The sequence below is a fragment of the Burkholderia sp. BE17 genome, from assembly GCF_009362305.1.
GTDB classification, from domain to species: Bacteria; Pseudomonadota; Gammaproteobacteria; order Burkholderiales; family Burkholderiaceae; genus Burkholderia; species Burkholderia pyrrocinia_C.
On sequence record NZ_WHNU01000041.1, the window covers coordinates 1 to 24,054 of the forward strand.

General features: G+C 66.5%; 23 protein-coding genes and 1 pseudogene. 12 read left to right on the forward strand and 12 right to left on the reverse strand.

What is annotated here, in order from left to right:
- The 7 genes and pseudogenes from GD429_RS29975 to GD429_RS30005 form a co-directional block, all read right to left on the reverse strand.
- Nucleotides 1-296: pseudogene (locus tag GD429_RS29975) on the reverse strand (acetyl-CoA C-acetyltransferase); the annotation flags it as partial.
- A gap of 295 nt (nt 297-591) precedes the next feature.
- Nucleotides 592-1,176: a TIGR01841 family phasin gene (gene phaP, locus GD429_RS29980; protein WP_152862491.1), complete on the reverse strand. Its 585-nt coding sequence runs from the start codon at nt 1,174-1,176 to the stop codon at nt 592-594.
- Nucleotides 1,177-1,680: 504 nt separating this feature from the next.
- Complete coding sequence (locus GD429_RS29985) at nt 1,681-2,445, reverse strand: ParA family protein (RefSeq protein ID WP_152862493.1); 765 nt, start codon at nt 2,443-2,445, stop codon at nt 1,681-1,683.
- 101 nt (nt 2,446-2,546) lie between these two features.
- Nucleotides 2,547-3,170: a DNA-3-methyladenine glycosylase gene (locus tag GD429_RS29990; RefSeq protein WP_152862495.1), complete on the reverse strand. Its 624-nt coding sequence runs from the start codon at nt 3,168-3,170 to the stop codon at nt 2,547-2,549.
- The gene (gene mug / locus GD429_RS29995) at nt 3,157-3,708 is read right to left on the reverse strand and encodes a G/U mismatch-specific DNA glycosylase (protein WP_321574992.1); all 552 of its coding nucleotides are present in this window, start codon (nt 3,706-3,708) and stop codon (nt 3,157-3,159) included. The genes GD429_RS29990 and mug overlap by 14 nt, the downstream gene beginning before the upstream one ends.
- Before the next feature lie 120 nt (nt 3,709-3,828).
- Nucleotides 3,829-4,359, reverse strand: coding sequence for a single-stranded DNA-binding protein (locus GD429_RS30000; RefSeq protein ID WP_152862499.1), 531 nt, complete (start codon nt 4,357-4,359; stop codon nt 3,829-3,831).
- A gap of 102 nt (nt 4,360-4,461) precedes the next feature.
- A complete protein-coding gene (locus GD429_RS30005) occupies nt 4,462-5,649 on the reverse strand; it encodes an MFS transporter (RefSeq protein WP_152862501.1) in 1,188 nt (395 codons plus the stop codon).
- 264 nt (nt 5,650-5,913) lie between these two features.
- Between GD429_RS30005 and uvrA the strand changes: the two genes are divergently transcribed.
- On the forward strand, nt 5,914-8,799 hold the full coding sequence (uvrA, locus tag GD429_RS30015; RefSeq protein WP_152862503.1) for an excinuclease ABC subunit UvrA: 2,886 nt from the start codon (nt 5,914-5,916) through the stop codon (nt 8,797-8,799).
- A gap of 254 nt (nt 8,800-9,053) precedes the next feature.
- Nucleotides 9,054-10,136: an AI-2E family transporter gene (locus GD429_RS30020; RefSeq protein WP_193727233.1), complete on the forward strand. Its 1,083-nt coding sequence runs from the start codon at nt 9,054-9,056 to the stop codon at nt 10,134-10,136.
- A gap of 92 nt (nt 10,137-10,228) precedes the next feature.
- On the opposite strand, the gene purU is transcribed toward GD429_RS30020, so the two are convergent.
- From purU to GD429_RS30045, 5 genes are all read right to left on the reverse strand, one after another.
- On the reverse strand, nt 10,229-11,113 hold the full coding sequence (purU, locus tag GD429_RS30025; RefSeq protein WP_034179051.1) for a formyltetrahydrofolate deformylase: 885 nt from the start codon (nt 11,111-11,113) through the stop codon (nt 10,229-10,231).
- Between the two features lie 74 nt (nt 11,114-11,187).
- The gene (locus GD429_RS30030; RefSeq protein WP_152862505.1) at nt 11,188-12,054 is read right to left on the reverse strand and encodes an NUDIX hydrolase; all 867 of its coding nucleotides are present in this window, start codon (nt 12,052-12,054) and stop codon (nt 11,188-11,190) included.
- Between the two features lie 5 nt (nt 12,055-12,059).
- Complete coding sequence (locus tag GD429_RS30035; protein WP_152862507.1) at nt 12,060-12,674, reverse strand: LysE family translocator; 615 nt, start codon at nt 12,672-12,674, stop codon at nt 12,060-12,062.
- Nucleotides 12,675-12,700: 26 nt separating this feature from the next.
- Nucleotides 12,701-13,267 carry an adenine phosphoribosyltransferase gene (locus GD429_RS30040; RefSeq protein ID WP_152862509.1) on the reverse strand — a complete coding sequence of 189 codons (567 nt, stop codon included), beginning with the start codon at nt 13,265-13,267 and terminating at the stop codon, nt 12,701-12,703.
- 78 nt (nt 13,268-13,345) lie between these two features.
- On the reverse strand, nt 13,346-15,352 hold the full coding sequence (locus tag GD429_RS30045; RefSeq protein ID WP_321574981.1) for a cation:proton antiporter: 2,007 nt from the start codon (nt 15,350-15,352) through the stop codon (nt 13,346-13,348).
- A gap of 126 nt (nt 15,353-15,478) precedes the next feature.
- Here GD429_RS30045 and kdsD point away from each other — a divergent pair, with 126 nt between their 5' ends.
- The 10 genes from kdsD to rapZ all read left to right on the forward strand — a co-directional run bounded on the left by kdsD (nt 15,479) and on the right by rapZ (nt 24,048).
- Nucleotides 15,479-16,462 carry an arabinose 5-phosphate isomerase KdsD gene (gene kdsD / locus GD429_RS30050; protein ID WP_152862511.1) on the forward strand — a complete coding sequence of 328 codons (984 nt, stop codon included), beginning with the start codon at nt 15,479-15,481 and terminating at the stop codon, nt 16,460-16,462.
- On the forward strand, nt 16,462-16,998 hold the full coding sequence (locus GD429_RS30055; RefSeq protein WP_152862513.1) for a KdsC family phosphatase: 537 nt from the start codon (nt 16,462-16,464) through the stop codon (nt 16,996-16,998). Before kdsD ends, GD429_RS30055 begins: the two co-directional genes overlap by 1 nt.
- A gap of 3 nt (nt 16,999-17,001) precedes the next feature.
- The gene (gene lptC, locus GD429_RS30060) at nt 17,002-17,616 is read left to right on the forward strand and encodes an LPS export ABC transporter periplasmic protein LptC (RefSeq protein ID WP_152862515.1); all 615 of its coding nucleotides are present in this window, start codon (nt 17,002-17,004) and stop codon (nt 17,614-17,616) included.
- 20 nt (nt 17,617-17,636) lie between these two features.
- Nucleotides 17,637-18,302: a lipopolysaccharide transport periplasmic protein LptA gene (gene lptA, locus GD429_RS30065; RefSeq protein WP_152862517.1), complete on the forward strand. Its 666-nt coding sequence runs from the start codon at nt 17,637-17,639 to the stop codon at nt 18,300-18,302.
- Nucleotides 18,299-19,075, forward strand: a complete 777-nt coding sequence (gene lptB / locus GD429_RS30070) for an LPS export ABC transporter ATP-binding protein (RefSeq protein ID WP_059233172.1) — start codon at nt 18,299-18,301, stop codon at nt 19,073-19,075. Before lptA ends, lptB begins: the two co-directional genes overlap by 4 nt.
- 160 nt (nt 19,076-19,235) lie before the next feature.
- Nucleotides 19,236-20,741, forward strand: coding sequence for an RNA polymerase factor sigma-54 (locus GD429_RS30075; protein WP_152862519.1), 1,506 nt, complete (start codon nt 19,236-19,238; stop codon nt 20,739-20,741).
- Between the two features lie 157 nt (nt 20,742-20,898).
- Nucleotides 20,899-21,258: a ribosome hibernation-promoting factor, HPF/YfiA family gene (gene hpf, locus GD429_RS30080; RefSeq protein ID WP_006477786.1), complete on the forward strand. Its 360-nt coding sequence runs from the start codon at nt 20,899-20,901 to the stop codon at nt 21,256-21,258.
- 195 nt (nt 21,259-21,453) lie between these two features.
- Nucleotides 21,454-21,966: a PTS sugar transporter subunit IIA gene (locus tag GD429_RS30085; protein WP_193727236.1), complete on the forward strand. Its 513-nt coding sequence runs from the start codon at nt 21,454-21,456 to the stop codon at nt 21,964-21,966.
- A gap of 129 nt (nt 21,967-22,095) precedes the next feature.
- A complete protein-coding gene (hprK, locus tag GD429_RS30090) occupies nt 22,096-23,064 on the forward strand; it encodes an HPr(Ser) kinase/phosphatase (RefSeq protein ID WP_006483133.1) in 969 nt (322 codons plus the stop codon).
- Between the two features lie 75 nt (nt 23,065-23,139).
- A complete protein-coding gene (gene rapZ / locus GD429_RS30095; RefSeq protein WP_152862523.1) occupies nt 23,140-24,048 on the forward strand; it encodes an RNase adapter RapZ in 909 nt (302 codons plus the stop codon).
- Nucleotides 24,049-24,054: the final 6 nt, after the last annotated feature.

Sequence of the window (24,054 nt, forward strand, 5' to 3'; positions counted from 1 at the left end):
GCCGCCAGCATCACGGCCTTCAGGCCCGAGCCGCACACCTTGTTGATCGTCATCCCCGGCACCGCCGACGGCAGCCCGGCCTTGATCAGCGACTGCCGCGCCGGGTTCTGCCCCGAGCCGGCCGTCAACACCTGGCCCATGATCACTTCGCTGATCTGCTCGGGCTTCACGCCCGCACGCTCCAGCACCGCGCGGATCACCGTCGCGCCCAGCTCCGGCGCCGCAATCTTCGCAAGCGAGCCGCCGAATTTGCCGACCGCGGTCCGCGCGGCCGATACGATCACTACGTCCGTCATGTTCAGTTCCTGCATCGAAATCAAGTTCGCGTTCTGACGCCGGCACGTGCCGGCTGCAACCGGCGACGGCGCACGTCGGGCCATCCGGCGCGATAAAGGTCGCACGCCGCCGCGCCACGAGCAGCGCCCGGTCGCACCGGCACGGCCCGCACATGCACCGGCGCCTTGCGGCAGACCGGAGGTTCCACGCACTGCGCGGCACACGCGGTGCGCGGCGCCACCCGGCGCCGATCAATCGTGTCGCGCCTGCGCGCGACACGCACTCACGTCCGCGGTTATGTCCGCGGTTACGTCGTTACGCAGCCGATTCGCGCGCAGCCGCTGCGTCCTTGCGTGCGGCGGCAGCCGTCTGCTTGCCGCCGCGCGCGGCCGTTTCGCTGACCGCCTCGAAGCTGCTCTGTGCGGCTTCGATCGCCTGACCCGTCGCTGCGCGCACGGAGTCGGCCGCGGCCGTCGCCGCGGACAGCGCCGAATTCAGTGCGGCCACCACCGGTGCCGAGCCGGCCGGCGCATGCTTCGACAGCTCGCCGATCACGTCCTTCAGGCGCTTGTCGTTCTGTTCGTATTGCGCCTGCGCGACCTTCGCCCATTCGGATTGCGTCGACACCGCGATGTCGAACAGATGGCGGCCGTACGACACGACCTTGCCGGCCGCTTCCTGCGGTACGGCTGCCTGCTGCGCGAAACCCGCGGCCGGATTGCTGCTGTTGAAGGCGTTCTTCAGCTTGTCCTCGTATTCCTCGAGCGCAGTCCGGGCCGCCTGCAGGTTGAGTTCGACGACAGCCTCGAAACCCTTGATCGCCGGACGGGCGATCGCGAACCACGCGGCGATACCGGATTGATAATCGGCGGCGAATTTTTCGGGGGCAAATACGGACATCGGGCACGCTCCTGTTAGCAATGCGAGAGACGACGTAAAGAAAAATGGAAGCCAGATCGATAGCCGACTTCCTTATTGACAACCCGCCACTCATTTGAGCACGAGAAGTTGAAGGGAGCCATTCTAGATCGATTAATTGTCAATAAAATGGCATTAATGCTAGGTATAAACCCTTACACCCCTTCGGGCGGCAGCCGGAGCCTGCGACGCGTCGATATCACGGAGAAAACGCCGCGGCACTCTGTCCCGCAATATCTTCTTTTACCTTTTTACAGCATAGCGCATCGTGACATCGCGCAACATTTACCAATTCATTATTCCGTTTATTAGAAAACCGGCGCCCATTGAAAATGGAGCAGCCGCTTATGTAATCGTTTTTTCCGGATTTATTATGAAATCGTTTCCGGGATTATTAATGACGGAATCAATGATCGGACGAATTTCGGGTCGTAATGAAAAAGCGCGGCCGTATGAAACGGCCGCGGCCGGCGCCGGCGCGCGCGATCAGCCGGCCAGTTCGCGATGGAGTGCGAGGAATTCCCGCGCGAGCTTGTGCCCGGGTTCGAGGTGAATCACGGGCTTGGACTGCTGATGCGACTCGCGGATCTTCACCGACGCCGACAGTCTCGACGCGAGCACCGGCAGCCCTTCGTCGACGAGCTCGTCGACCAGCCGTTGCGGCAGGCTCGCGCGCGGCTGGAACTGGTTGATGACGATCCCCTCCACTTCGAGCGCCGCGTTGTGGTCCTGCTGGATTTCCTTCACGTTCTCGAGCAGCGTGTACAGCGCGCGGCGCGAGAAATCGTCGCAATCGAACGGGATCAGGCAGCGCTCGACCGCGATCAGCGCCGAGCGCGTGTAGAAATTCAGCGCGGGCGGCGTGTCGATGTACACGGCGTCGTAGGTGTCGAGCTCGTTCAGCGCGTCGCGCAGCTTGTAGATCTTGTAGCGCGATTCGAGCTTGCCGTGCAGCGTGTCGAGGTCCGGATGCGCGGGCATCACGTCGAGCCCTTCGAACGGAGTCGGATGGATGAACGACGCGACGTCGACCGGACGGAAGTTGAAGGTCAGCGCGGTTTCGAAGAAGCCGGCGACGCCCGGTTGCGCGTCGGCCGCGGCGTCGCCGAGCAGATAGCGCGTGGAGTTCGCCTGCGCATCGAGGTCGATGACGAGCGTGCGCAGCCCTTCGCTCGCGCCGATCGCCGCCAGGTTGCAGACGATTGTCGATTTGCCCACGCCGCCCTTCTGGTTGAATACGACCCGCCGCATGGTGTCTCCTCGATCGAAACGTCGAAAGGAGCAGCTTAGCCGGTCAATAATGGCGGCTGCGTGACGCAGATCGAATTACGCGCGATTGTGGGCGGCACGCATCAGATGCGCGGCAGCGCCCCCGACACATATCGGTTGCCGGGCACGCTCCATCGCCACGGCAAATCCTTGCCGACGCGAATGCCGATGCGCGGCCCGCCCGCCAGATCCGTGGGCGGCGCCATGCCGTCGTCCACGATCGCGAACCCTTCGCGTGCGCCAACCAGATCGACGCCATCCTGCGCGCCGCCGATCCCCATCGCCTGCGTCAACCGCGCCGGCCCGCGGCACAGATCGCGATCGCGCGTCAGCGGCGGCCGTGCCGCACGCATCCGTTCGAGCCCGTGCAGCGGTTCCAGCGCACGAATCAGCACGCCCGTTCCCATGCCGTCCGGGCCGCACACGCAATTGCAGCACCAGTGCATGCCGTACGTGAAATAGACGTACAGGTGCCCGGGCGGCCCGAACATCGTCGCATTGCGCGGCGTCTTGCCGCGATAGGTGTGCGCCGCCGGATCGATCGCGCCGGCATAGGCTTCCACCTCGACGATGCGGCCGGCCCGGCCGTCGGCTGCCGCGAGGATCTTGTTGAGCAGTTGCGGTGCGACGTCGGTGGCCGGGCGATCGTAAAACGCACGCGACAACACGGTGCCCGGCCACGGGGATGCCGTCTTATTGCGTCGCATTCGGCTGCCCGTCCGGCTGACGACCGGACGCGGACCTCGCCTGCCGATAAAGCTGACGGTACGCATCGACCAGATCGTCGAGGCCGAACGCAAGATTTCTCCCGCTGGGATTGGGCAGCACCCAGACGCTCGCGCACTGCATGCGGGCCGGCTGCAATCCCCATGCGATTTCGCGTTGCCCTGAAAGCGCCGAGTACGCCGCCTTGCCGAGAAAGGCGACAAAGCGCGGCCCATAACGCGCTACCTTCTGCTCGAACTCCGCGGCCGCGGCGATGAATTCCGCGCGCGAAAGCTGATCGGCACTCGCGGTCGGCCGCTTCACCACTGCCGTCACGCCGCAGCCGTACCGGAGTATCGTGCGATCGTCCTGCGGGGGAATTTCCGTTGGCGTGAAACCCGCGAGATGAATCACGCGCCAGAAGCGGTTGCTTCTCCCCGCGAAGTGGTGCCCGGTCGCGGCGGCGGTCATGCCGGGGTTGATCCCGCAGAACAGCACGTCGAGATGCGCAGCGATGAGGTCGGGGAGTTCGTCAGCCACGGTTCGCCTGCAGTGCGGGGGACAAGGACGTAAACGAAGCAAGGCCCGAAGACCCGGGCCAAGCGACTGGCTTGACTCGGACATTCGGGCCCATCGTGATGCGGGATGCCGACTTGCCGATCAGAACGGAATATCGTCGTCCATCTCGTCGAAGCCGCCGCCTGCCGGTGCGCTCGGACGGCTCTGCGCGCCGCCGCCGGCACGACCGCCGCCGCCACCGGCGCGTTCCGTCTGCTCGCCGCGGCCGCCGCCACCACCACCGTAGCCGCCGCCGTAACCGCCTTCGTCACCGCCGCCACCGCCGCCACCCGCACCGCCGCGGCCGCCGAGCATCTGCATCTGGTCCGCGACGATTTCGGTCGAGTAACGATCCTGGCCGTCCTGGCCTTGCCACTTGCGCGTGCGGATGCGGCCTTCGATATAGACCGACGAACCCTTCTTCAGGTATTCGCTGACGATTTCCGCCAGACGGCCGAAGAACGCGACGCGATGCCACTCGGTCATTTCCTTGAAATCGCCGCTTGCCTTGTCCTTGTAGCGGTCGGTCGTCGCGAGACGGATGTTCGCAACCGCGTCGCCGCTCGGCAGGTAACGGACTTCAGGATCGGCGCCGAGATTGCCGACGAGGATGACCTTGTTGACGGATGCCATGTGTTTCTCCAGTAAATTCGATGCCGGGCCGCCCGCGCATGCGTCGGAGCGGCCCGCCGGGCAAGCCCGCGAACGCTGCCGGTGCCTGCCCGAAAATTAGGTTCAGGCCTTGCGCGGCGGCGCTTTCATGCTGGCCGCGATTATAAGCCACGCGGCAACCAGCCCCGAACACGCATAGAACACGGTATTCGCGCCGCCGTGCTTCAGCAGCCAGCCGCCTGCGATGCCGCCGAGCGCGAGCCCGATCGACTGCGTGGTGTTGTAGACGCCCGTGGCCGCGCCCTTGCGCGAACCCGGCGCGAGCTTCGACACGAGCGACGGCTGCGACGCTTCCAGGATGTTGAACCCGAGGAAGTACACGAACAGGATCGCCGCCACAATCAGAATGGTATGCGGCGCGCTGCCCAGCAGCAATTGGCCGATCAGGATAGCCAGAATGCCGCCGAGCAGCACCGGCTTCATCTTGCCCCGCTTTTCCGCGACGATGATCGCCGGGACCATCATCACGAACGCGAGCCCCATCACCGGCAGGTAGACCTTCCAGTGCGCGGCGACCGGCAGCCCGCCGTCGACCAGCAGGCGCGGCACGACGAGGAACAGCGCCGTCTGCGTCGCATGCAGCACCAGCACGCCGAAGTTCAGGCGCAGCAGCTCGACGTTGTGCAGCACCTCGGCGAACGGCGCGGGCACGTGCACGGGCTTCGCCGCGTCGGGCACGATCCACAGCACGACGCCGATCGCGAGGATCGACAGCAAGCCGACGATCGTGAACAGTCCGCTCATCCCGACCCAGTGGAACACGATCGGCGCACCGACGATCGCGACCGCGAACGACACGCCGATCGAGCCGCCGACCATCGCCATCGCCTTCGTGCGGTTCTGCTCGGACGTCAGGTCGGCGATGAACGCGAGCACCGCGGACGATACGGCGCCCATCCCCTGGATCACGCGGCCGACGATGATCCACGTGATGTCGTGCGCGAACGCGGCGACGAAGCTGCCGAGCGCGAAGATCACGAGGCCCGCGGCGATCACCGGCTTGCGGCCGAACTTGTCGGACGCCCAGCCGTAGAAAATGTAGAACAGCGACTGCGTGACGCCGTAGGCCCCGAGCGCGATGCCGACGAGCAGCACGTTGTCGCCGCCCGGGATGGTTTTCGCGTAGACCGAGAACACCGGCATGATCATGAACAGGCCGAGCATGCGCAGCGCGAAGATCGCCGCGAGCGACGTGGTCGCGCGCAGCTCGGGCGCGGTCATGCGGGAAGACGTGGCGGACGGATTGGACATCGGGAATGAATTTCGAATGATCGGTGTGCCCGCCCGGCAGCGGGCGGCGAAAGATCAGGACCGGCGGCCCGGGAGGCCCGGCGGGCGACGCGTCGGGGCAGGATGCCGGCGGCCTGCGGGCCGCCCGGAACCGCGCGGCGCGACCGCCTTCCCCGGCGCAGGCGCCGCCTTGCTGCCACCTGCTGTAAGGCTGGGGGCCCCAAACGACGGCCTCGAAAAGCCGTTATAGTAGCAGGTTTGGTTCCCTCCATTTTCGCCAGGTTCATGGAACAGATCCGTATCCGTGGGGCACGTACCCACAACCTGAAAAACGTCAATCTCGACCTGCCGCGCCACAAGCTGATCGTGATTACCGGGTTGTCAGGGTCGGGCAAGTCGTCGCTCGCGTTCGATACCCTTTATGCCGAGGGCCAGCGCCGCTACGTCGAAAGCCTTTCCGCGTATGCCCGCCAGTTCCTGCAGTTGATGGAGAAACCGGACGTCGACCTGATCGAGGGCCTGTCGCCCGCGATCTCGATCGAGCAGAAGGCGACGTCCCACAACCCGCGTTCGACCGTCGGCACGGTCACGGAAATCCACGACTACCTGCGACTTTTGTACGCACGTGTCGGCACGCCGTACTGCCCCGACCACGACATCCCGCTCGAGGCGCAGAGCGTGTCGCAGATGGTCGACGCGGCGCTCGCGCTGCCCGAGGAAACCAAGCTGATGATCCTCGCGCCCGTCGTCGCGAACCGCAAGGGCGAGCACGCCGAGCTGTTCGAGGAGATGCAGGCGCAGGGCTTCGTGCGCTTTCGCGTGCGCTCGGGCGGCGGCACCGCGAACGAAGGCGTCGCGAAGATCTACGAGGTCGAGTCGCTGCCGAAGCTCAAGAAGAACGACAAGCACACGATCGACGTCGTCGTCGATCGCCTGAAGGTGCGCCCGGACATGAAGCAGCGCCTCGCCGAATCGTTCGAGACGGCGCTGCGCCTCGCCGACGGCCGCGCGATCGCGCTCGAGATGGATACCGACCACGAGCACCTGTTCAGCTCGAAGTTCGCGTGCCCGATCTGCTCGTACTCGCTGCAGGAGCTCGAGCCGCGCCTGTTCTCGTTCAACAACCCGATGGGCGCGTGCCCGGAATGCGACGGCCTCGGCCAGATCACGTTCTTCGACCCGAAGCGGGTCGTCGCGCACCCGTCGCTGTCGCTCGCCGCCGGTGCGGTAAAGGGCTGGGACCGCCGCAACCAGTTCTACTTCCAGATGCTGCAAAGCCTCGCGGCGTTCTACGAGTTCGACATCGACGCCGCGTTCGAGGATCTTCCTGAAAAGATCAGGAAGGTGCTGCTGTTCGGCTCGGGCAAGCAGACGATCCCGTTCTCGTACATCAACGAGCGCGGCCGCACGACGATCCGCGAGCACGTGTTCGAAGGGATCATCCCGAACCTCGAACGCCGCTACCGCGAGACCGATTCGGTCGCGGTGCGCGAAGAACTGTCGAAATACCAGAACAACCAGCCGTGCCCGTCGTGCGAAGGCACGCGCCTGCGCCGCGAGGCGCGCCACGTGCGGATCGGCACCGGCGACTACGCGCGCGGCATCTATGAAATCAGCGGCTGGCCGCTGCGCGACGCGCTCGGCTATTTCGACGGGCTGACGCTCGAAGGCGCGAAGCGCGAGATCGCCGACAAGGTGATCAAGGAAATCGTCGCGCGCCTGACGTTCCTGAACAACGTCGGCCTCGACTACCTGTCGCTCGAGCGCAGCGCCGAAACGCTGTCGGGCGGCGAGGCGCAGCGGATCCGGCTCGCGTCGCAGATCGGCTCGGGCCTGACAGGCGTGATGTACGTGCTCGACGAGCCGTCGATCGGCCTGCACCAGCGCGACAACGACCGCCTGATCGGCACGCTCAAGCACCTGCGCGACCTCGGCAACTCGGTGATCGTCGTCGAGCACGACGAGGACATGATCCGCACGGCCGACTACGTCGTCGACATGGGCCCCGGCGCGGGCGAGCACGGCGGCGTGGTGGTGGCCGAAGGCACGCCGAAGCAGGTGCAGTCGAACCCGCAGTCGCTGACGGGCCAGTACCTGCTCGGCAAGCGCACGATCGAGTATCCGGACGAGCGGATCGCACCCGACGCCGAGCGGATGCTGCGCATCGTCGACGCGCACGGCAACAACCTGAAGCACGTCGATCTCGAACTGCCGGTCGGCCTGCTGACCTGCATCACCGGCGTGTCGGGCTCCGGCAAGTCGACGCTGATCAACGACACGCTGTATCACGCGGTCGCGCGCCACCTGTACGGCTCGTCGGCCGAGCCGGCGCCGCACGAGGCGATCGAGGGCCTCGAGCACTTCGACAAGGTGATCAACGTCGACCAATCGCCGATCGGCCGCACGCCGCGCTCGAACCCGGCCACGTACACGGGCCTGTTCACGCCGATCCGCGAGCTGTTCTCGGGCGTGCCGACCTCGAAGGAGCGCGGCTACGATCCGGGCCGCTTCTCGTTCAACGTGAAGGGCGGCCGCTGCGAATCGTGCCAGGGCGACGGCGTGCTGAAGGTCGAGATGCACTTCCTGCCGGACGTCTACGTGCCGTGCGACGTGTGCCACGGCAAGCGCTACAACCGCGAAACGCTCGAAGTGCAGTACAAGGGCAAGAACGTCAGCGAAGTGCTCGACATGACGGTCGAGCATGCGTACGAGTTCTTCAGCGCGGTGCCGGTCATCGCGCGCAAGCTGAAGACGCTGCTCGACGTCGGCCTCGGCTACATCCGCCTCGGCCAGTCGGCCACGACGCTGTCGGGCGGCGAGGCGCAGCGCGTGAAGCTGTCGCTGGAGCTGTCGAAGCGCGACACGGGCCGCACGCTGTACATCCTCGACGAGCCGACCACCGGCCTGCACTTCCACGACATCGCGCTGCTGCTCGAGGTGATCCACCGGCTGCGCGACCAGGGCAACACGGTCGTGATCATCGAGCACAACCTCGACGTGATCAAGACGGCCGACTGGGTGATCGACCTCGGCCCCGAAGGCGGCGCCGGCGGCGGCCAGATCATCGCGCAGGGCACGCCCGAGCAGGTCGCGAAGACGAAGGCGAGCTTCACCGGCAAGTACCTCGCGCCGCTGCTCAAGCGTTCGACCCGCAAGGTCGCGGCCGGCTGACGCGCATTCCGCCGTCCCGGCCCTTCCCGCGCGCGGCCACCCGGCCGCGCGCGACCGTTGGCGGCACGCCGTCCGCCCCCTCGTTTTCCCTTCTGCGTTTACACCATGCGCCAAACGGCCCGGTTGCGGACCATAATGGCAGCTATACTTTACGGTCGTAAGGTTCGCCGTCCGCACCAATCCGGTGCGGCGCCGGGCGAGCCCGGCTCTGCCGCGCGCTGCACGGCATGACACACGAACGACAGGAATCCACGATGGAGAAGCAACAAGAGTCGCGCGACGCGCAGAGCCGCGAGCCGCACCTGCGCAGCGTGCGGCTGACGAGCGACTTCAGCCTGCCGAGGCTGTCGGCACTCGAGATCGGCAGCTATCTCTTCGCGATCGTCACGATGTGGCTCGTCCTCGAGCTCAAGCTGCTCGGCGGGCTGCTGGCCGGCCTGCTCGTCTACCAACTGATCCACACGATCGCGCCCATGATCGAACGTCACACGACGAGCATGCGTGCACGCTGGGTCGCCGTCGTGCTGCTGGCGATCGTGATCGTCGGCGGGCTCACGGGCCTGACGATCGGCATCATCGAGCATTTCGAGCACACGGTGCCGAACCTGCAGAGCCTGCTCGACCAGTTGATGCAGATCGTCGAGCAAACCCGCGCGCGCACGCCGGCCTGGATCGCGAACCTGCTGCCGGTCGACGTCGAGCAGATGAAGACGAAGGCGGCCGTGCTAATGCACTCGCACATGGACCAGCTCCAGCAGAGCGGCAAGAGCGTCGCGCGCGGCTTCGGCCACGTGCTGTTCGGGATGATCATCGGCGCGATGATCGCGATCGGCGTCGAGCATGGCAAGGTACGCCGGCCGCTGTCGACCGCGCTCGTCACGCGCGTGTCGCGCTTCTCCGATGCATTCCGCCGGATCGTGTTCGCGCAGATCAAGATCTCGGCGATCAACGCGACGTTCACGGGCATCTACCTGCTCGTCGCACTGCCGATCTTCCACGAGCGGCTGCCGCTGTCGAAGACGCTCGTGCTCGTCACGTTCATCGTCGGCCTGCTGCCGGTGATCGGCAACCTGATCTCGAACACGCTGATCGTCGCCGTGTCGCTGTCGGTCAGCATGGGCACCGCAATCGCGTCGCTCGTGTTCCTCGTGGTCATCCACAAGCTCGAATACTTCCTGAACGCGAAGATCATCGGCGGCCAGATCGAGTCTCGCGCGTGGGAGCTGCTGCTCGCGATGCTGATCATGGAGGCCGCGTTCGGGCTGCCGGGCGTGATCGCCGCGCCGATCTTCTATGCGTACCTGAAACGCGAGCTGTACCTGCTGCGGCTGATCTGAAACCCGCGCGCCACGCGATAAAAAACGCCGCGCCCCGTGAAGGGCGCGGCGTTTTTGTTTGTGCAGGCAGGCCGACGAACGCGGCTGGCCGATCAGCGGAACACGACCGTCTTGGTCCCGTTCAGCACGATCCGATGCTCGACGTGCCACTTCACCGCGCGCGCGAGCGTCACGCACTCGACGTCGCGGCCGATCGCGGTCAACTGGTCGGGCGTCATGCTGTGGTCGACGCGCTCGACTTCCTGCTCGATGATCGGGCCTTCGTCGAGATCGGTCGTCACGTAGTGCGCGGTCGCGCCGATCAGCTTCACGCCGCGGTCGAACGCCTGGTAGTACGGCTTCGCGCCCTTGAAGCTCGGCAGGAACGAGTGGTGGATGTTGATCGCGCGCCCGGCGAGCTGCTGACACATGTTCGGCGACAGGATCTGCATGTAGCGTGCGAGCACGACGAGATCGGCCTGGTGCTCGTCGATCACTTCCAGCACGCGCGCTTCCTGCGCGGCCTTCGCCGCATCGGACGAACCGCCGATCAGCGGGAAGTGATGGAACGGGATGTTGTAGCTTGCGGCGAGCTGGTAGAACTCCTTGTGGTTCGACACGATCGCCGGGATCTCGATCGGCAGCTGGCCGGTGCGATAGCGGAACAGCAGGTCGTTCAGGCAGTGGCCGATCTTCGACACCATGATCACGACGCGCGGCTTCACGGCCGCGTCGTGCAGTTCCCAGCGCATCGAAAACTGCTCGGCGAGCGGCGCGAATTCCTTGCGAAGTGTGTCGAGCGCCGACGCGGCATCCGTGCCGTTGCCGTCCTGCTCGAAGTGCACGCGCATGAAGAATTCGCTGGTGCGGCTGTCGCCGAACTGCGCCGAATCGAGGATGTTGTTGCTGCGCTCGAACAGGAAGCCCGAGACCGCGTGGACGATGCCGTGCCGGTCGGGGCACGACAGTTTCAAGATAAAGCTGTGATCGGTCGGCATGACCGCTACTCCCTTTGTTTCCGTATTCGTCAAATTGCCCGTTCGCGCCGCCGGACTGCGCGTCGCGGCGCGCGTCACGCGGCCGGCGCGTACAGCGCGTCGATGCCCGCCGCGTCGGCCGCAGCGAGCCAGCGATGGCGCAGCAGCGTGTCGAGCGTCGCGAGGCTCGCGTCCATCGTCGCGCGGCCCTCGCGCAGCCAGCCGATCACCTCGGGCACGCCGGCCAGCAGATGCTCGGCCACTTCGCCGTCCTGGTTGCGCGGCGCGAAGTCGTGCGGCAGCGGCAGGTCGTACACGAAGATCAGTTCGGACTGCGTGCCTTCCGGCAGCGAGCACAGCACCTGCACCGCGCGGCCCGCGATCGCACGCGCCGCGAGTTCGGCCGGAATGCCGGCTTCCTCCCAGCACTCCTTCGCGAGCGTCTCGTGAACGCCCAGGCCCCAGCCGATGCCGCCCGCGACGACATTGTCGAGCATGCCGGGGTCGGTTGCCTTGGTCGCGCTGCGGCGGCCGAGCCACATCTGCGGCACGGCCGCGGCGGGCGCCTCGCCCGGCGCAGCCGCACATTCTACGATGCCGTTCAGATGCACCGCATAAGTCTGCGTCCCGAAGAACCGCGACGCGGCGCGCTCGATGTATGCGAGCGGTGCATCGTCGAAGCGGTTGCGGATCGCGTAGATCTCGTCGCGCCAGCCGGGAATCGCGCCTTCGGCCGCGAGCGCGCCGATCGCGCTCGCCAGCGCCATGCTGCGCGCGTCGACCGAATCGTAGCGCGCCGACAGCAGGACGCGCTCGCCGGTCAGCTCGAACACGTCGGGCCAGCGCGCAAGCTTCGCGACATCCTTGCTGCGCACCCAGCCGACCGCCTGGCCGGCGATCTCGAAGCGCAGGTGCGCGGCCGGATCGAAGCGGCGCGCGGCCGCGATGCACGGAAACGTCATCGCCGTCAGTCCTTCAGCGCGACGCGGATGCCGATCGCGATGAACGTCGCGCCGGCGATCCGGTCGAGCCACACGCCGGCCTTCGGGCGGCGCTTCAGCCATGCGCCGATCATGCCGGCGCCGATGCCGAACAGCGAGAAGATCGCGGCCGTCTGCAGCATGAACAGCGCGCCGAGCTCGAACATCTGCAGCGTCACGCTCTGCGCGCCGTGCGGATCGACGAACTGCGGCAGGAACACGACGAAGAACAGCGTGACCTTCGGGTTCATCAGGTTGCCGATCACGCTCTGCCGGAAGATCGTGCCGAGCGGCTGCGGCGGGCGCGCGTGCGCGTTCGCGAGGCCCTGGCTGCGCAGCGCCTTGATGCCGATCCACACGAGGTACGCGGCGCCCGCGAGCTTCAGGATCTCGAACGCGACCGGCGACGAACGCAGCACGGCCGCGACGCCGAGCGCCGCGAGCGTCGTGTGGAACAGGATCCCGGCCGTGAAGCCGAGCGCGGCGACGAAGCCGGCCGCGCGGCCCTGCGAGATGCCGCGCGCGAGCACTTGCAGATTGTCGGGACCCGGCGCGAACGTGATCGCGATCGACGTGGCGAGAAACAGCATGAAGTTGGGCATCGTGACCTCGTGGTGTAAGCCGGCGTTCAGTGGCCGGCGAATTCGGTGACGGTATAGACGGGCAGTCCCGCGTTGCGCAGCAGCGCCGAGCCGCCGAGATCGGGCAGGTCGATGATCGCGGCGCCCTCGACGACAACCGCGCCGAGCCGCTGCAGCAGGTTGCGCCCCGCCATCATCGTGCCGCCGGTCGCGATCAGGTCGTCCATGATGATCACGCGGTCGCCGGGGCGGCACGCATCCTCGTGGATCTCGACCGTCGCGCTGCCGTATTCGAGGTCGTACGATTCCGAGCACGTCTTGTACGGCAGCTTGCCGACCTTGCGGATCGGCACGAAGCCGACGCTCAGCTCGTACGCGACGATCGGCGCGATGATGAAGCCGCGCGCGTCGAGGCCCGCGACGTAGTCGAGCTTCGCATCGACATAACGTTCGACGAACAGGTCGACGAGGATGCGCAGCGCCTTCGGGCTCTGCAGCAGCGTCGTGATGTCGCGGAACATCACGCCCGGCTGCGGCCAGTCGGGCACCGTGCGGATCTGGCTGTGGATGAAGGCGACCGGATCGAGCGGCGCGCCCGACGACGAATGCGGCATGAAACTCTCCGAAAAAAACGGTGCGCGAAGATCGGGCACCGTTTCGAACAAATACGGGTCAGGTTATTGAAGCGCGACTCACGCGGCCGCGGCCGGCGGGTCGCGCCGATGGCGCGACAGCCGCTCCTCCGCGAGCGCGAGCGCCTCGGGCAGCCCGCGCAGCACGACGATGTCGCTCGCGCGCAGCTTGGTCTGCGGATCGGGTTCGACGCCGCGGATGCCGTGCCGGCGGATCGCCGTGACTTCCAGCCCGAGCGCATACAGCCCGAGCTCCTCCAGCGAGCGCCCGACCGCGTCCGCGCGCGCATCGACCGGCACCGATTGTAGCCGCACCTGCTCGTGGTCGTCGTCGTCCGCGTCGTCCGCGCCGCGGAAATAGCCGCGCAGCAGGCTGTAGCGCTCGTCGCGCATTTCCTCGACGCGCCGCACGACCTTGCGCATCGGCACGCCGACCAGCACCAGCGTATGCGACGCGAGCATCAGGCTGCCCTCGACGATCTCCGGAATCACCTCGGTCGCGCCGGCCGCGAGCAGCTTCTCGAGATCGGCATCGTCGACGGTGCGCACGATCGCGGGCAGCGTCGGCTCGAGCTCGTGCACGTGATGCAGCACGCGCAGCGCGGACGGCGTGTTCGCATAGGTGATCGCGACCGCGGCCGCGCGGTGGATACCGGCCGCGAGCAGCGACTCGCGGCGCGCCGCGTCGCCGAACACGACCGATTCGCCGGCCGCGCCAGCCGCGCTCACGCGATCGGGGTCGAGGTCGAGCGCGACATACGAAATGCCTTCCTGCTCGAGCATGCGCGCCAGGTTCTGGCCCGCGCGGCCGTAGCCGCAGATGATCACGTGGCCGCGCTGCTTCAGGCTTTGCGTCGCGATCCGCGTCATCTGCAGCGACTGCTGCATCCATTCGGTCGACGACAGCCGCATCACGATCCGGTCGGCGTTCTGGATCAGGAACGGCGCGGCGAGCATCGACAGCAGCATCGACGCGAGGATCGCCTGCAGCAGCGTCGAATCGACGAGATGCCGGTCGAGGATCAGGTTCAGCAGCACGAAGCCGAATTCGCCGGCCTGCGCGAGGCCGATGCCCGTGCGCATCGCGACGCCCGGCGTCGCGCCGAACAGCCGCGCGAGCCCGGCGATCATCGTCCCCTTGAACAGGATCTGCCCGACGAAGAAGCCGAGCACGAGCAGCGGATGCTCCCAGATCACGCGCGGATCGAGCAGCATTCCGGTCGTCACGAAGAACAGGCCGAGCAGCACGTCGCGGAACGGCTTGATGTCCTCCTCCACCTGATGGCGGAACGGCGTCTCGGAGATCAGCATCCCCGCGATGAACGCGCCGAGCGCGAGCGACAGGCCGAACTTGTCGGTGATGAACGCGGCGCCGAGCGTGACGAGCAGCAGGTTCAGCACGAACAGTTCCTGCGAGCGGCGCCGCGCGACGACGTTGAGCCAGCGCGTCATGAAGCGCTGGCCGATGACCAGCAGCAGCGTGAGCGCGATCACGATCTTGACCGCCGCGAAGCCGAGCGTCAGCGCGAGATCCTTCGACGATTCGGCGCCGAACGCGGCGATCACGATCAGCAGCGGCACGACCGCGAGATCCTGGAACAGCAGCACGCCGAAGATGTTGCGGCCGTGCTCGGTCTCGATCTCGAGACGTTCGGCAAGCATCTTCGACACGATCGCCGTCGACGACATCGCGAGCGCGCCGCCGAGCGCGACGGCGCCCTGCCACGTGATGTGCACCCAGCGCTCGAACAGCGCGCCGAGCAACAGCGCGAGCAAAAGCGTCGCGACGACCTGCAGCAGCCCGAGACCGAACACGAGCCGCTGCATCGACCTCAGTTTCGCGAGCGAGAATTCGAGGCCGATCGAGAACATCAGGAACACCACGCCGAATTCCGCGAGATGCTCGGCGCGCTCGAGATCCGCCGCGATCCCGAGCGCGTGCGGGCCGACCAGGATGCCGACGGTCAGGTAGCCGAGCATCGGCGGGAGGTTCAGCGAGCGGAATACGACGACGCCCACCACCGAAGCCAGCAGCAGCATGAGCGTCATTTCGAGCGGGGAAATCACGGGCAAAGCGTCCTCGTTCGTCGGGGCCACCGCGAAGCGGGCGCGATGGCGTAGCGTGGGATAGGCGACATCGGACGAGTCCGAGAGCCCGGCGCGGCGAACAAACGCCTTTGCTATACTCCGCGCATGATAGCGAAAATCAATGATGATCGGGCGCTCGCGCTCGCCCGCGACGTGCTCGACATCGAGGCGGACGCCGTGCGCGCGCTGCGCGACCAGCTCGACGGCGGCTTCGTCCAGGCCGTCGCGCTGCTGCTCGGCTGCCGCGGCCGCGTGGTGGTGTCCGGTATCGGCAAATCGGGGCATATTGCACGCAAGATCGCGGCAACGCTGGCCAGCACCGGCACGCCGGCCTTTTTCGTCCACCCTGCCGAGGCCAGCCACGGCGACCTCGGGATGGTCACCTCCGACGACGTCTTCATCGGCATCTCCTATTCCGGCGAATCGGAAGAGCTCGTCGCGATCCTGCCGCTCGTCAAGCGGATCGGCGCGAAGCTGATCGCGATCACGGGCCGCGCGGAGTCGAGCCTCGGCACGCTCGCCGACGTGAACCTGAACGCCGCGGTCTCGAAGGAAGCGTGCCCGCTGAACCTCGCGCCCACCGCGAGCACGACCGCCGCGCTCGCGCTCGGCGACGCGCTTGCCGTCGCGGTGCTCGACGCGCGCGGCTTCGGTTCGGAAGATTTCGCGCGCTCGCACCCGGGCGGGGCGCTCGGCCGGCGCCTGCTCACCTACGTGCGCGACGTGATGCGCACGGGCGACGACGTCCCGTCCGTCGGGCTCGACGCGACGCTGTCGGACGCGCTGTTTCAAATCACCGCGAAGCGCCTGGGCATGACCGCCGTGGTCGACGCCGACGGCAAGGTCGCCGGCATCTTCACGGACGGCGACCTGCGCCGCGTGCTCGCGCGCGACGGCGACTTCCGCACGCTGCCGATCGCCGACGTGATGACGCGCAACCCGCGCACGATCGGGCCGGATCACCTGGCGGTCGAGGCCGTGGAACTGATGGAGCGCCACCGGATCAACCAGATGCTGGTGGTCGATGCCGACGGCGCGCTGATCGGCGCGCTGAACATGCACGACCTGTTTTCGAAGAAGGTGATCTGATGAGCGCAGCGTTGACTGCGGCCGAGCGCGCGAGCCGCGTGAAGCTGATGATTTTCGACGTCGACGGCGTACTGACCGACGGCGGCCTGCTGTTTACCGCAGCCGGCGACGCGATGAAGTCGTTCAATTCGCTCGACGGCCACGGCGTGAAGCTGCTCGGCGAAGCCGGCATCGCGACCGCGATCATCACGGGCCGCCGCTCGGAGATCGTCGCGGCGCGCGCGAAGGAAATGAAGATCGCACACCTGTTCCAGGGCGTCGAGAACAAGCTCGCGGTGTTCGCCGACCTGATCGCATCGCTCGGCCTCACCGCCGACGCGTGCGGCTACATGGGCGACGACTGGCCCGACCTGCCGGTGATGCTGCGCTGCGGCTTCGCGACCGCGCCCGCGAACGCGCACCCCGAGGTGATCGCCCGCGCGCACTGGGTGGCCGAGGCCCGCGGCGGCCAAGGCGCCGTGCGCGAAGTCTGCGACGCGATCCTGCGCGCGCAGCGACGCTATGACGCGCTGCTCGCGGCCGCCTGCGGAGCCTGACGGATGAATACGCATTTCCGCTGGACCCAGCTGCTGCCGCTCGCCGCGGTCGCCGCGCTTGCGGGCATCACGTGGTGGCTGCTGCAGGCGACGCTGCCGCCGCCCGGCGAAGGCACCGTGCAGCCGAAGCGCCACACGCCCGACTATTTCGCGGACAACTTCTCGGTCACCGAGCTCGACCAGTCCGGCACGACCCAGTACCGGCTGACGGCCGCGAAGCTGGTCCATTACGAAGACACCGAAAACAGCGACCTGACCGATCCGGCCATGCGCGCATTCCAGCCCGGCAAGCCGGTCGTGACGACCACCTCGAAGCGCGGCACCGTCAATGGCGACGTGTCGATCGTCGATTTGTACGACGACGCGCGGATCCTGCGCGCGGCCGGCGGCGGCGATCCGCAAATGCAGGCCGATTCCCAGCATTTCCGGATCTTCGTCAATGACGATGTGATCCAGACCGAAAAGCCGGTTAAACTTCAGCGCGGCCTGTCGCTCGTCAACGCGACCGACGGCATGAAGTACAACAACGTCACCCGGGTCATCGAGCTTTACGGCAACGTGCGCGGCACGATCGCCGCGGCGGACACGTCCGGCGGCTCGAAAGGTCAACCCAAGTGACGCTTCCCTCACGTGACTGCATGAACGAACCGTTCCCTCGACAGATTTCCGGCGGCGCTGCGCGCGCCGTCCGCGCCGCGCTCGCCGCGACGCTCGTGGCGCTCCCGTTGATCGGGCTGGCGCCGCTCGCCCATGCCGAGAAGGCCGACCAGAACAAGCCGATCAACGTCGAGGCCGACAACCTGACCTATGACGACCTGAAGCAGGTCACGGTCGCGACCGGCAACGTCGTGATCACGAAGGGCACGATCATCATCAAGGGCGATCGCGTCGAAGTGCGCCAGGATCCGGAAGGCTATCAGTACGCTACGTCGTTCGGCAGCGGCAAGAAGCACGCGACGTTCCGCCAGAAGCGCGAAGGCCTCGACGAATACATCGACGGCGACGCCGAGCGCATCGACTACGACGGCAAGCAGGACCTGACCACGCTGACGACCGCCGCGACCGTGCGCCGCCTGCAGGGCGCGTCGACTGTCGCCGACACCGTGCACGGCAGCGTGATCACGTACGACGGCCAGCGCGATTTCTACACCGCGAAGGGCGGCAAGGACGTCGCGGCACCGGGCAACCCGAACGGCCGCGTGCGCGCGATGCTGTCGCCGAAGAACGGCGGCCCCGCGCCGCTGAACGGCGCGCCGGCGAAGCTGTCGCCGTCGACCACCATCCAGGGAGCGCCGGGCCAATGAACGCGCTACCGAACCGCCAACCGGCCGGCACCACGAGTTCGCTCGTCGTCCGCAACCTGAAGAAGCGCTACGGCTCGCGCACGGTCGTCAAGGACGTGTCGCTCGACGTGAAGAGCGGCGAAGTCGTCGGCCTGCTCGGCCCGAACGGCGCCGGCAAGACCACGTCGTTCTACATGATCGTCGGCCTCGTGCCGCTCGACGCGGGCGAGATCTCGCTGAACGGCAGCTCGATCAGCCTGCTGCCGATCCACAAGCGCGCGTCGCTCGGCCTGTCGTACCTGCCGCAGGAAGCGTCCGTGTTCCGCAAGCTGACCGTCGAGGAAAACATCCGCGCGGTGCTCGAGCTGCAATACGGCGAAGACGGCAAGCGGCTGTCGAAGGACGCGATCTCGTCGCGCACCGAAGCGCTGCTCGACGAGCTGCAGATCGGCCACCTGCGCGAGAACCCCGCGCTGTCGCTGTCGGGCGGCGAACGACGCCGTGTCGAGATCGCGCGCGCGCTCGCGACCAACCCGAACTTCATCCTGCTCGACGAACCGTTCGCCGGCGTCGACCCGATCGCGGTGCTCGAGATCCAGAAGATCGTCAAGTTCCTGAAGCAGCGCAACATCGGCGTGCTGATCACCGATCACAACGTCCGCGAAACGCTCGGCATCTGCGACCACGCCTACATCATCAGCGACGGCTCGGTGCTCGCCGCCGGCGCGCCGAGCGAAATCATCGAAAACGAAAGCGTGCGCCGCGTGTACCTCGGCGAACACTTCCGCATGTAACTTCCTCCTCGTGGCTGGCTGCACCCCGCCCGGCATCGCCGCGCGGGGCCGCGCCCCGCTTCGCGGCCATGCCCGCGGCCGGGCGGCGCGCCGCGCGTAATCGCGGATGGCTCAACGCGCCTGGGTCGTGGCAAACTGCCGGTATGACTCCCTCCTTGCCATGAAAGCCAGCCTTCAACTCCGCCTGTCGCAACATCTGGCGCTGACGCCCCAGCTACAGCAGTCGATCCGGCTCCTGCAGTTGTCGACGCTCGAATTGCAGCAGGAAGTCGCGATGGCCGTCGCGCAAAACCCGCTGCTCGAGAGCGATGACGAATGGATCGCGAGCCCGCTGCGCGTCGCGGCGGACGGATCGCTGATCGCGCAGACACCTCCCGGCCAGAACACCGAGCCGGCCCCGGCAAACATCGGCAGTTCGTCGGGCGATCGCGCGGAGCGCGACGAGCCGGCCGGCGCCGACGAATACGACGGTTATGCGTCCGGCGACGGAAACGACGGCCCGCAATGGAATCTCGACGAATTCGGCCGCTCGAGCGGCGCGTCCGACGACGACGATCTCCCGCCGCTGCAGGTGCAGGAAGCCGCGACGTCGCTGCGCGACCACCTGTCCGCGCAGTTGCGCGTCACGCAGGCCAGCCCGCGCGATCGTGCGCTCGTGATGTTCCTGATCGAATCGCTCGACGACGACGGCTACCTGACCGCCACGCTCGACGAAGTGCTCGCCGACCTGCCGCCCGAGCTGGAGATCGACTGCGACGAACTGAACGCGGCGCTCGCGCTGCTGCACAGCTTCGACCCGGCTGGGGTCGGCGCGCGCTCGGCCTCCGAATGCCTGAAGCTGCAGTTGCTGCGCCTCGATCCGTCCCCGACGCGCACGCTCGCGCTCGAGATCGTGTCGCAGCATCTGGAACTGCTCGCCGCACGCGACTTCACGCGGCTGCGCAAGCACCTGAAGGCGAGCGACGACGCGCTGCGCGACGCGCATGCGCTGATCCGCTCGCTCGAGCCGTTCCCCGGCGCCGCGTACGGCAAGGCCGAGGCCGACTACGTCGTGCCCGACATCATCGTGAAGAAGGCCGGCCAGGGATGGCTCGCGGAGCTCAATCCGGAGGTCGTGCCGCGCCTGCGGATCAACAACCTCTACGCGAACATCCTGCGCAACAGTCGCGGCGATCCTTCGACCGGTTCGCTGAAGCAGCAGCTCCAGGAAGCACGCTGGCTGATCAAGAACATCCAGCAGCGTTTCGACACGATCCTGCGTGTCGCGCAGGCTATTGTCGAGCGTCAAAAGAATTTCTTTGCGCACGGTGAAATTGCCATGCGCCCCTTGGTTTTGCGGGAAATTGCTGATACGCTGGGCCTACACGAGTCGACTGTCAGCCGTGTGACAACCGGGAAGTACATGCTGACCCCGTTCGGGACGCTTGAATTTAAGTACTTCTTCGGATCTCACGTTTCGACCGACACCGGTGGCGCCGCCTCGTCGACCGCCATCCGAGCCCTGATCAAGCAACTGATAGGAGCTGAAGACCCAAAATCGCCACTTTCGGACAGCCGCATTGCCGAGCTGCTGGCAGAACAGGGTTTCGTGGTCGCGCGCCGCACGGTTGCCAAATATCGCGAAGCCCTCAAGATCCCGGCAGTGAATCTGCGCAAGTCTCTTTAGCCTGCTGCCTGCCCGGCGGCAGGCGTGTTCCGGCCACCGCGCACACGGGGAACAAGCCGGGCGACCTGTCCGCGATACGCCGCCTAGTGCGGCACGGGCAAGTCGACCGGAGCGCCGCCTCGATGCGGCCGGGTGGTCACTCGCTTGGAGAAGCACTATGAACCTGAAGATCAGTGGACATCATCTCGAAGTCACGCCTGCAATTCGCGAATACGTGATCACCAAGCTGGACAGGGTGTTACGGCATAGCGATCAGGTGATCGATGGCACTGTGATCCTCTCGGTCGACAACCACAAGGAAAAGGACAAGCAGCAGCGCGCGGAAATCAATCTGCACCTGAAGGGCAAGGACATCTTCGTCGAAAGCGCAAACGGCAACCTGTACGCCGCGATCGATCTGCTGATCGACAAGCTGGATCGCCAGGTCGTCAAGCACATGGAGCGCCTGCAAACGCACGCGCACGACCCGATCAAGCTTCAGCCGTCGATCGACCAGATCGAACTGCCGCCGCAATAACGGTCACCGCAACACGCACGCCGCCCGGTTCGCCGGGCGTTTTTTTGCGACTCCGCGCACATGGTGCGGCCGGTCCGTCCATGCTGCGCCACGCACGCGGCTGTGCTCTATAATGTCCCGGTTATCGCCGGGGGGCGTTGGGTGCGGTAGCTGCGTTGCAGGATGCCGATGCCAAATGCCTTGATATCGCCGCACATGGAAAATCAGTCTGCCGCCGCAAGGAGACCCCAGGCCGCCCAATCGCCTGTCAACATGAATCGCCTAGCCAAAATCCTGCCCCTAGAGAACGTCGTCATCGACCTCTCGGTCACCAGCAAGAAACGCGTGTTCGAACAAGCCGGGCTGATGTTCGAGAATCAGAACGGCATCGCCCGCAGCACCGTCACGGACAATCTGTTCGCGCGCGAGCGCCTCGGCTCGACCGGGCTCGGCGAAGGCGTCGCGATTCCGCACGGGCGCATCAAGGGTCTCAAGCACCCGCTCGCCGCGTTCGTCCGGCTCGCCGCCCCGATCCCGTTCGAAGCGCCCGACGGCCAGCCGGTCGGCCTCCTGATTTTCCTGCTCGTCCCCGAGCAAGCCACCCAGCAGCACCTCGAAATCCTGTCGGAAATCGCGCAACTGCTGTCCGATCGCGACGCGCGCGAGCGTCTGCACAACGAAACGGATATCGCCGAGTTGCATCGCCTGCTCACTCAGTGGCAACCTTGAGTTGATCCGGGCGGAATATTTTCCCTCACGAGGCGGCATGCGCCACCGTCCAGGGCCGCCCGGCGCCGGCCCGGCATGGCGACGTCCGTCGCCGCGCGCATGCACCGGCTCATTGGAGTGACGAGAGTCATGGATACGTCCAGCATCAACGCCCAGAGCATCTTCGACGACAACGCGGCCACGCTGAAACTGAGCTGGCTGACGGGGCATGAAGGCTGGGAGCGCGGCTTTTCGGCCGACACGGTCGGCAATGCGACGTCGAGCGCCGACCTCGTCGGCCACCTGAACCTGATCCACCCGAACCGGATCCAGGTGCTGGGCGAAGCCGAAATCGATTACTACCAGCGCCAGACCGACGAAGACCGCTCGCGCCACATGGCCGAGCTGATCGCGCTCGAACCGCCGTTCCTCGTCGTCGCCGGCGGCGCCGCAGCGCCGCCCGAACTCGTGCTGCGCTGCACGCGCTCGTCTACTCCGCTGTTCACGACGCCGATGTCGGCCGCCGCGGTGATCGACAGCCTGCGGCTGTACATGTCCCGCATCCTCGCGCCGCGCGCGACGCTGCACGGCGTATTCCTCGACATCCTCGGGATGGGCGTGCTGCTGACCGGCGATTCTGGCCTCGGCAAGAGCGAGCTCGGCCTCGAGCTGATCAGCCGCGGCCACGGCCTCGTCGCCGACGACGCGGTCGACTTCGTCCGTCTTGGCCCCGATTTCGTCGAAGGACGCTGCCCGCCGCTGCTGCAGAACCTGCTCGAAGTGCGCGGCCTCGGCCTGCTCGACATCAAGACGATCTTCGGCGAGACCGCCGTGCGGCGGAAAATGAAGCTGAAGCTGATCGTCCAGCTCGTGCGGCGCCCGGACGGCGAATTCCAGCGCCTGCCGCTCGAAAGCCAGACCGTCGACGTGCTCGGTTTGCCGATCAGCAAGGTCACGATCCAGGTCGCGGCCGGCCGCAACCTCGCGGTGCTCGTCGAGGCCGCCGTCCGGAACACGATCCTGCAGTTGCGCGGAATCGACACGTTGCGCGATTTCATGGATCGGCAACGACTCGCGATGCAAGATCCCGACAGTCAGTTCCCCGGCAAACTGGTGTAACCCGCACGCGCCGGCCGCGCAACGCCGACGCGTCGAGCCGGTGCTATGATGAAACGTCAGGATTCTCTGCTTCCCATGCGCATCGTCCTTATCACCGGCATCTCCGGCTCAGGCAAGTCCGTCGCGCTGAACGCGCTCGAAGACGCAGGCTATTACTGCGTCGACAACCTGCCGCCGCATGTGCTCCCCGAACTCGCCCGCTACCTCGCCGAGGATGGCAAGCGCCGGCTCGCGGTCGCGATCGACGCGCGCTCGAGCGCATCGCTCGACGAAATGCCCGGCCTGATCCGCGAGCTGTCGCGCGAGCACGATGTCCGCGTACTGTTCCTCAACGCAAGCACCCAGGCGCTGATCCAGCGCTTCTCCGAAACGCGCCGCCGCCATCCGCTGTCCGGCTCGCTGTCGCACGATGCGGACGTCGGCCTGCTGTCGTCGCTCGAGGAAGCGATCGAGCGCGAACGCGACCTCGTCGCGCCGCTCGCCGAATTCGGCCACCAGATCGATACGAGCACGCTGCGCGCGAACGTGCTGCGCACATGGGTCAAGCGCTTCATCGAGCAGAAGAACAACGACCTGATGGTGATGTTCGAGTCGTTCGGCTTCAAGCGCGGCGTCCCGCTCGACGCCGATCTGATGTTCGACGTGCGCGCGCTGCCGAATCCGTATTACGACCACGAGTTGCGCCCGCTCACCGGGCTCGACCAGCCGGTCATCGCCTTTCTCGACGCACTGCCGATCGTCCACCAGATGATCGACGACATCCATGCGTTCCTGTTGAAATGGCTGCCGCACTTCCGCGATGACAACCGCAGCTACCTGACCGTCGCCATCGGCTGCACGGGCGGCCAGCATCGCTCGGTGTTCATCGCGGAAACGCTCGCCGCGCGCCTCGCGCACGAGGCGAACGTGATCGTGCGGCATCGTGACGCGCCAGTGGATGTCGACGCGTCGTCGCGGCTCGTCTCCGAGGTCGACCGACCCTAGCGACAC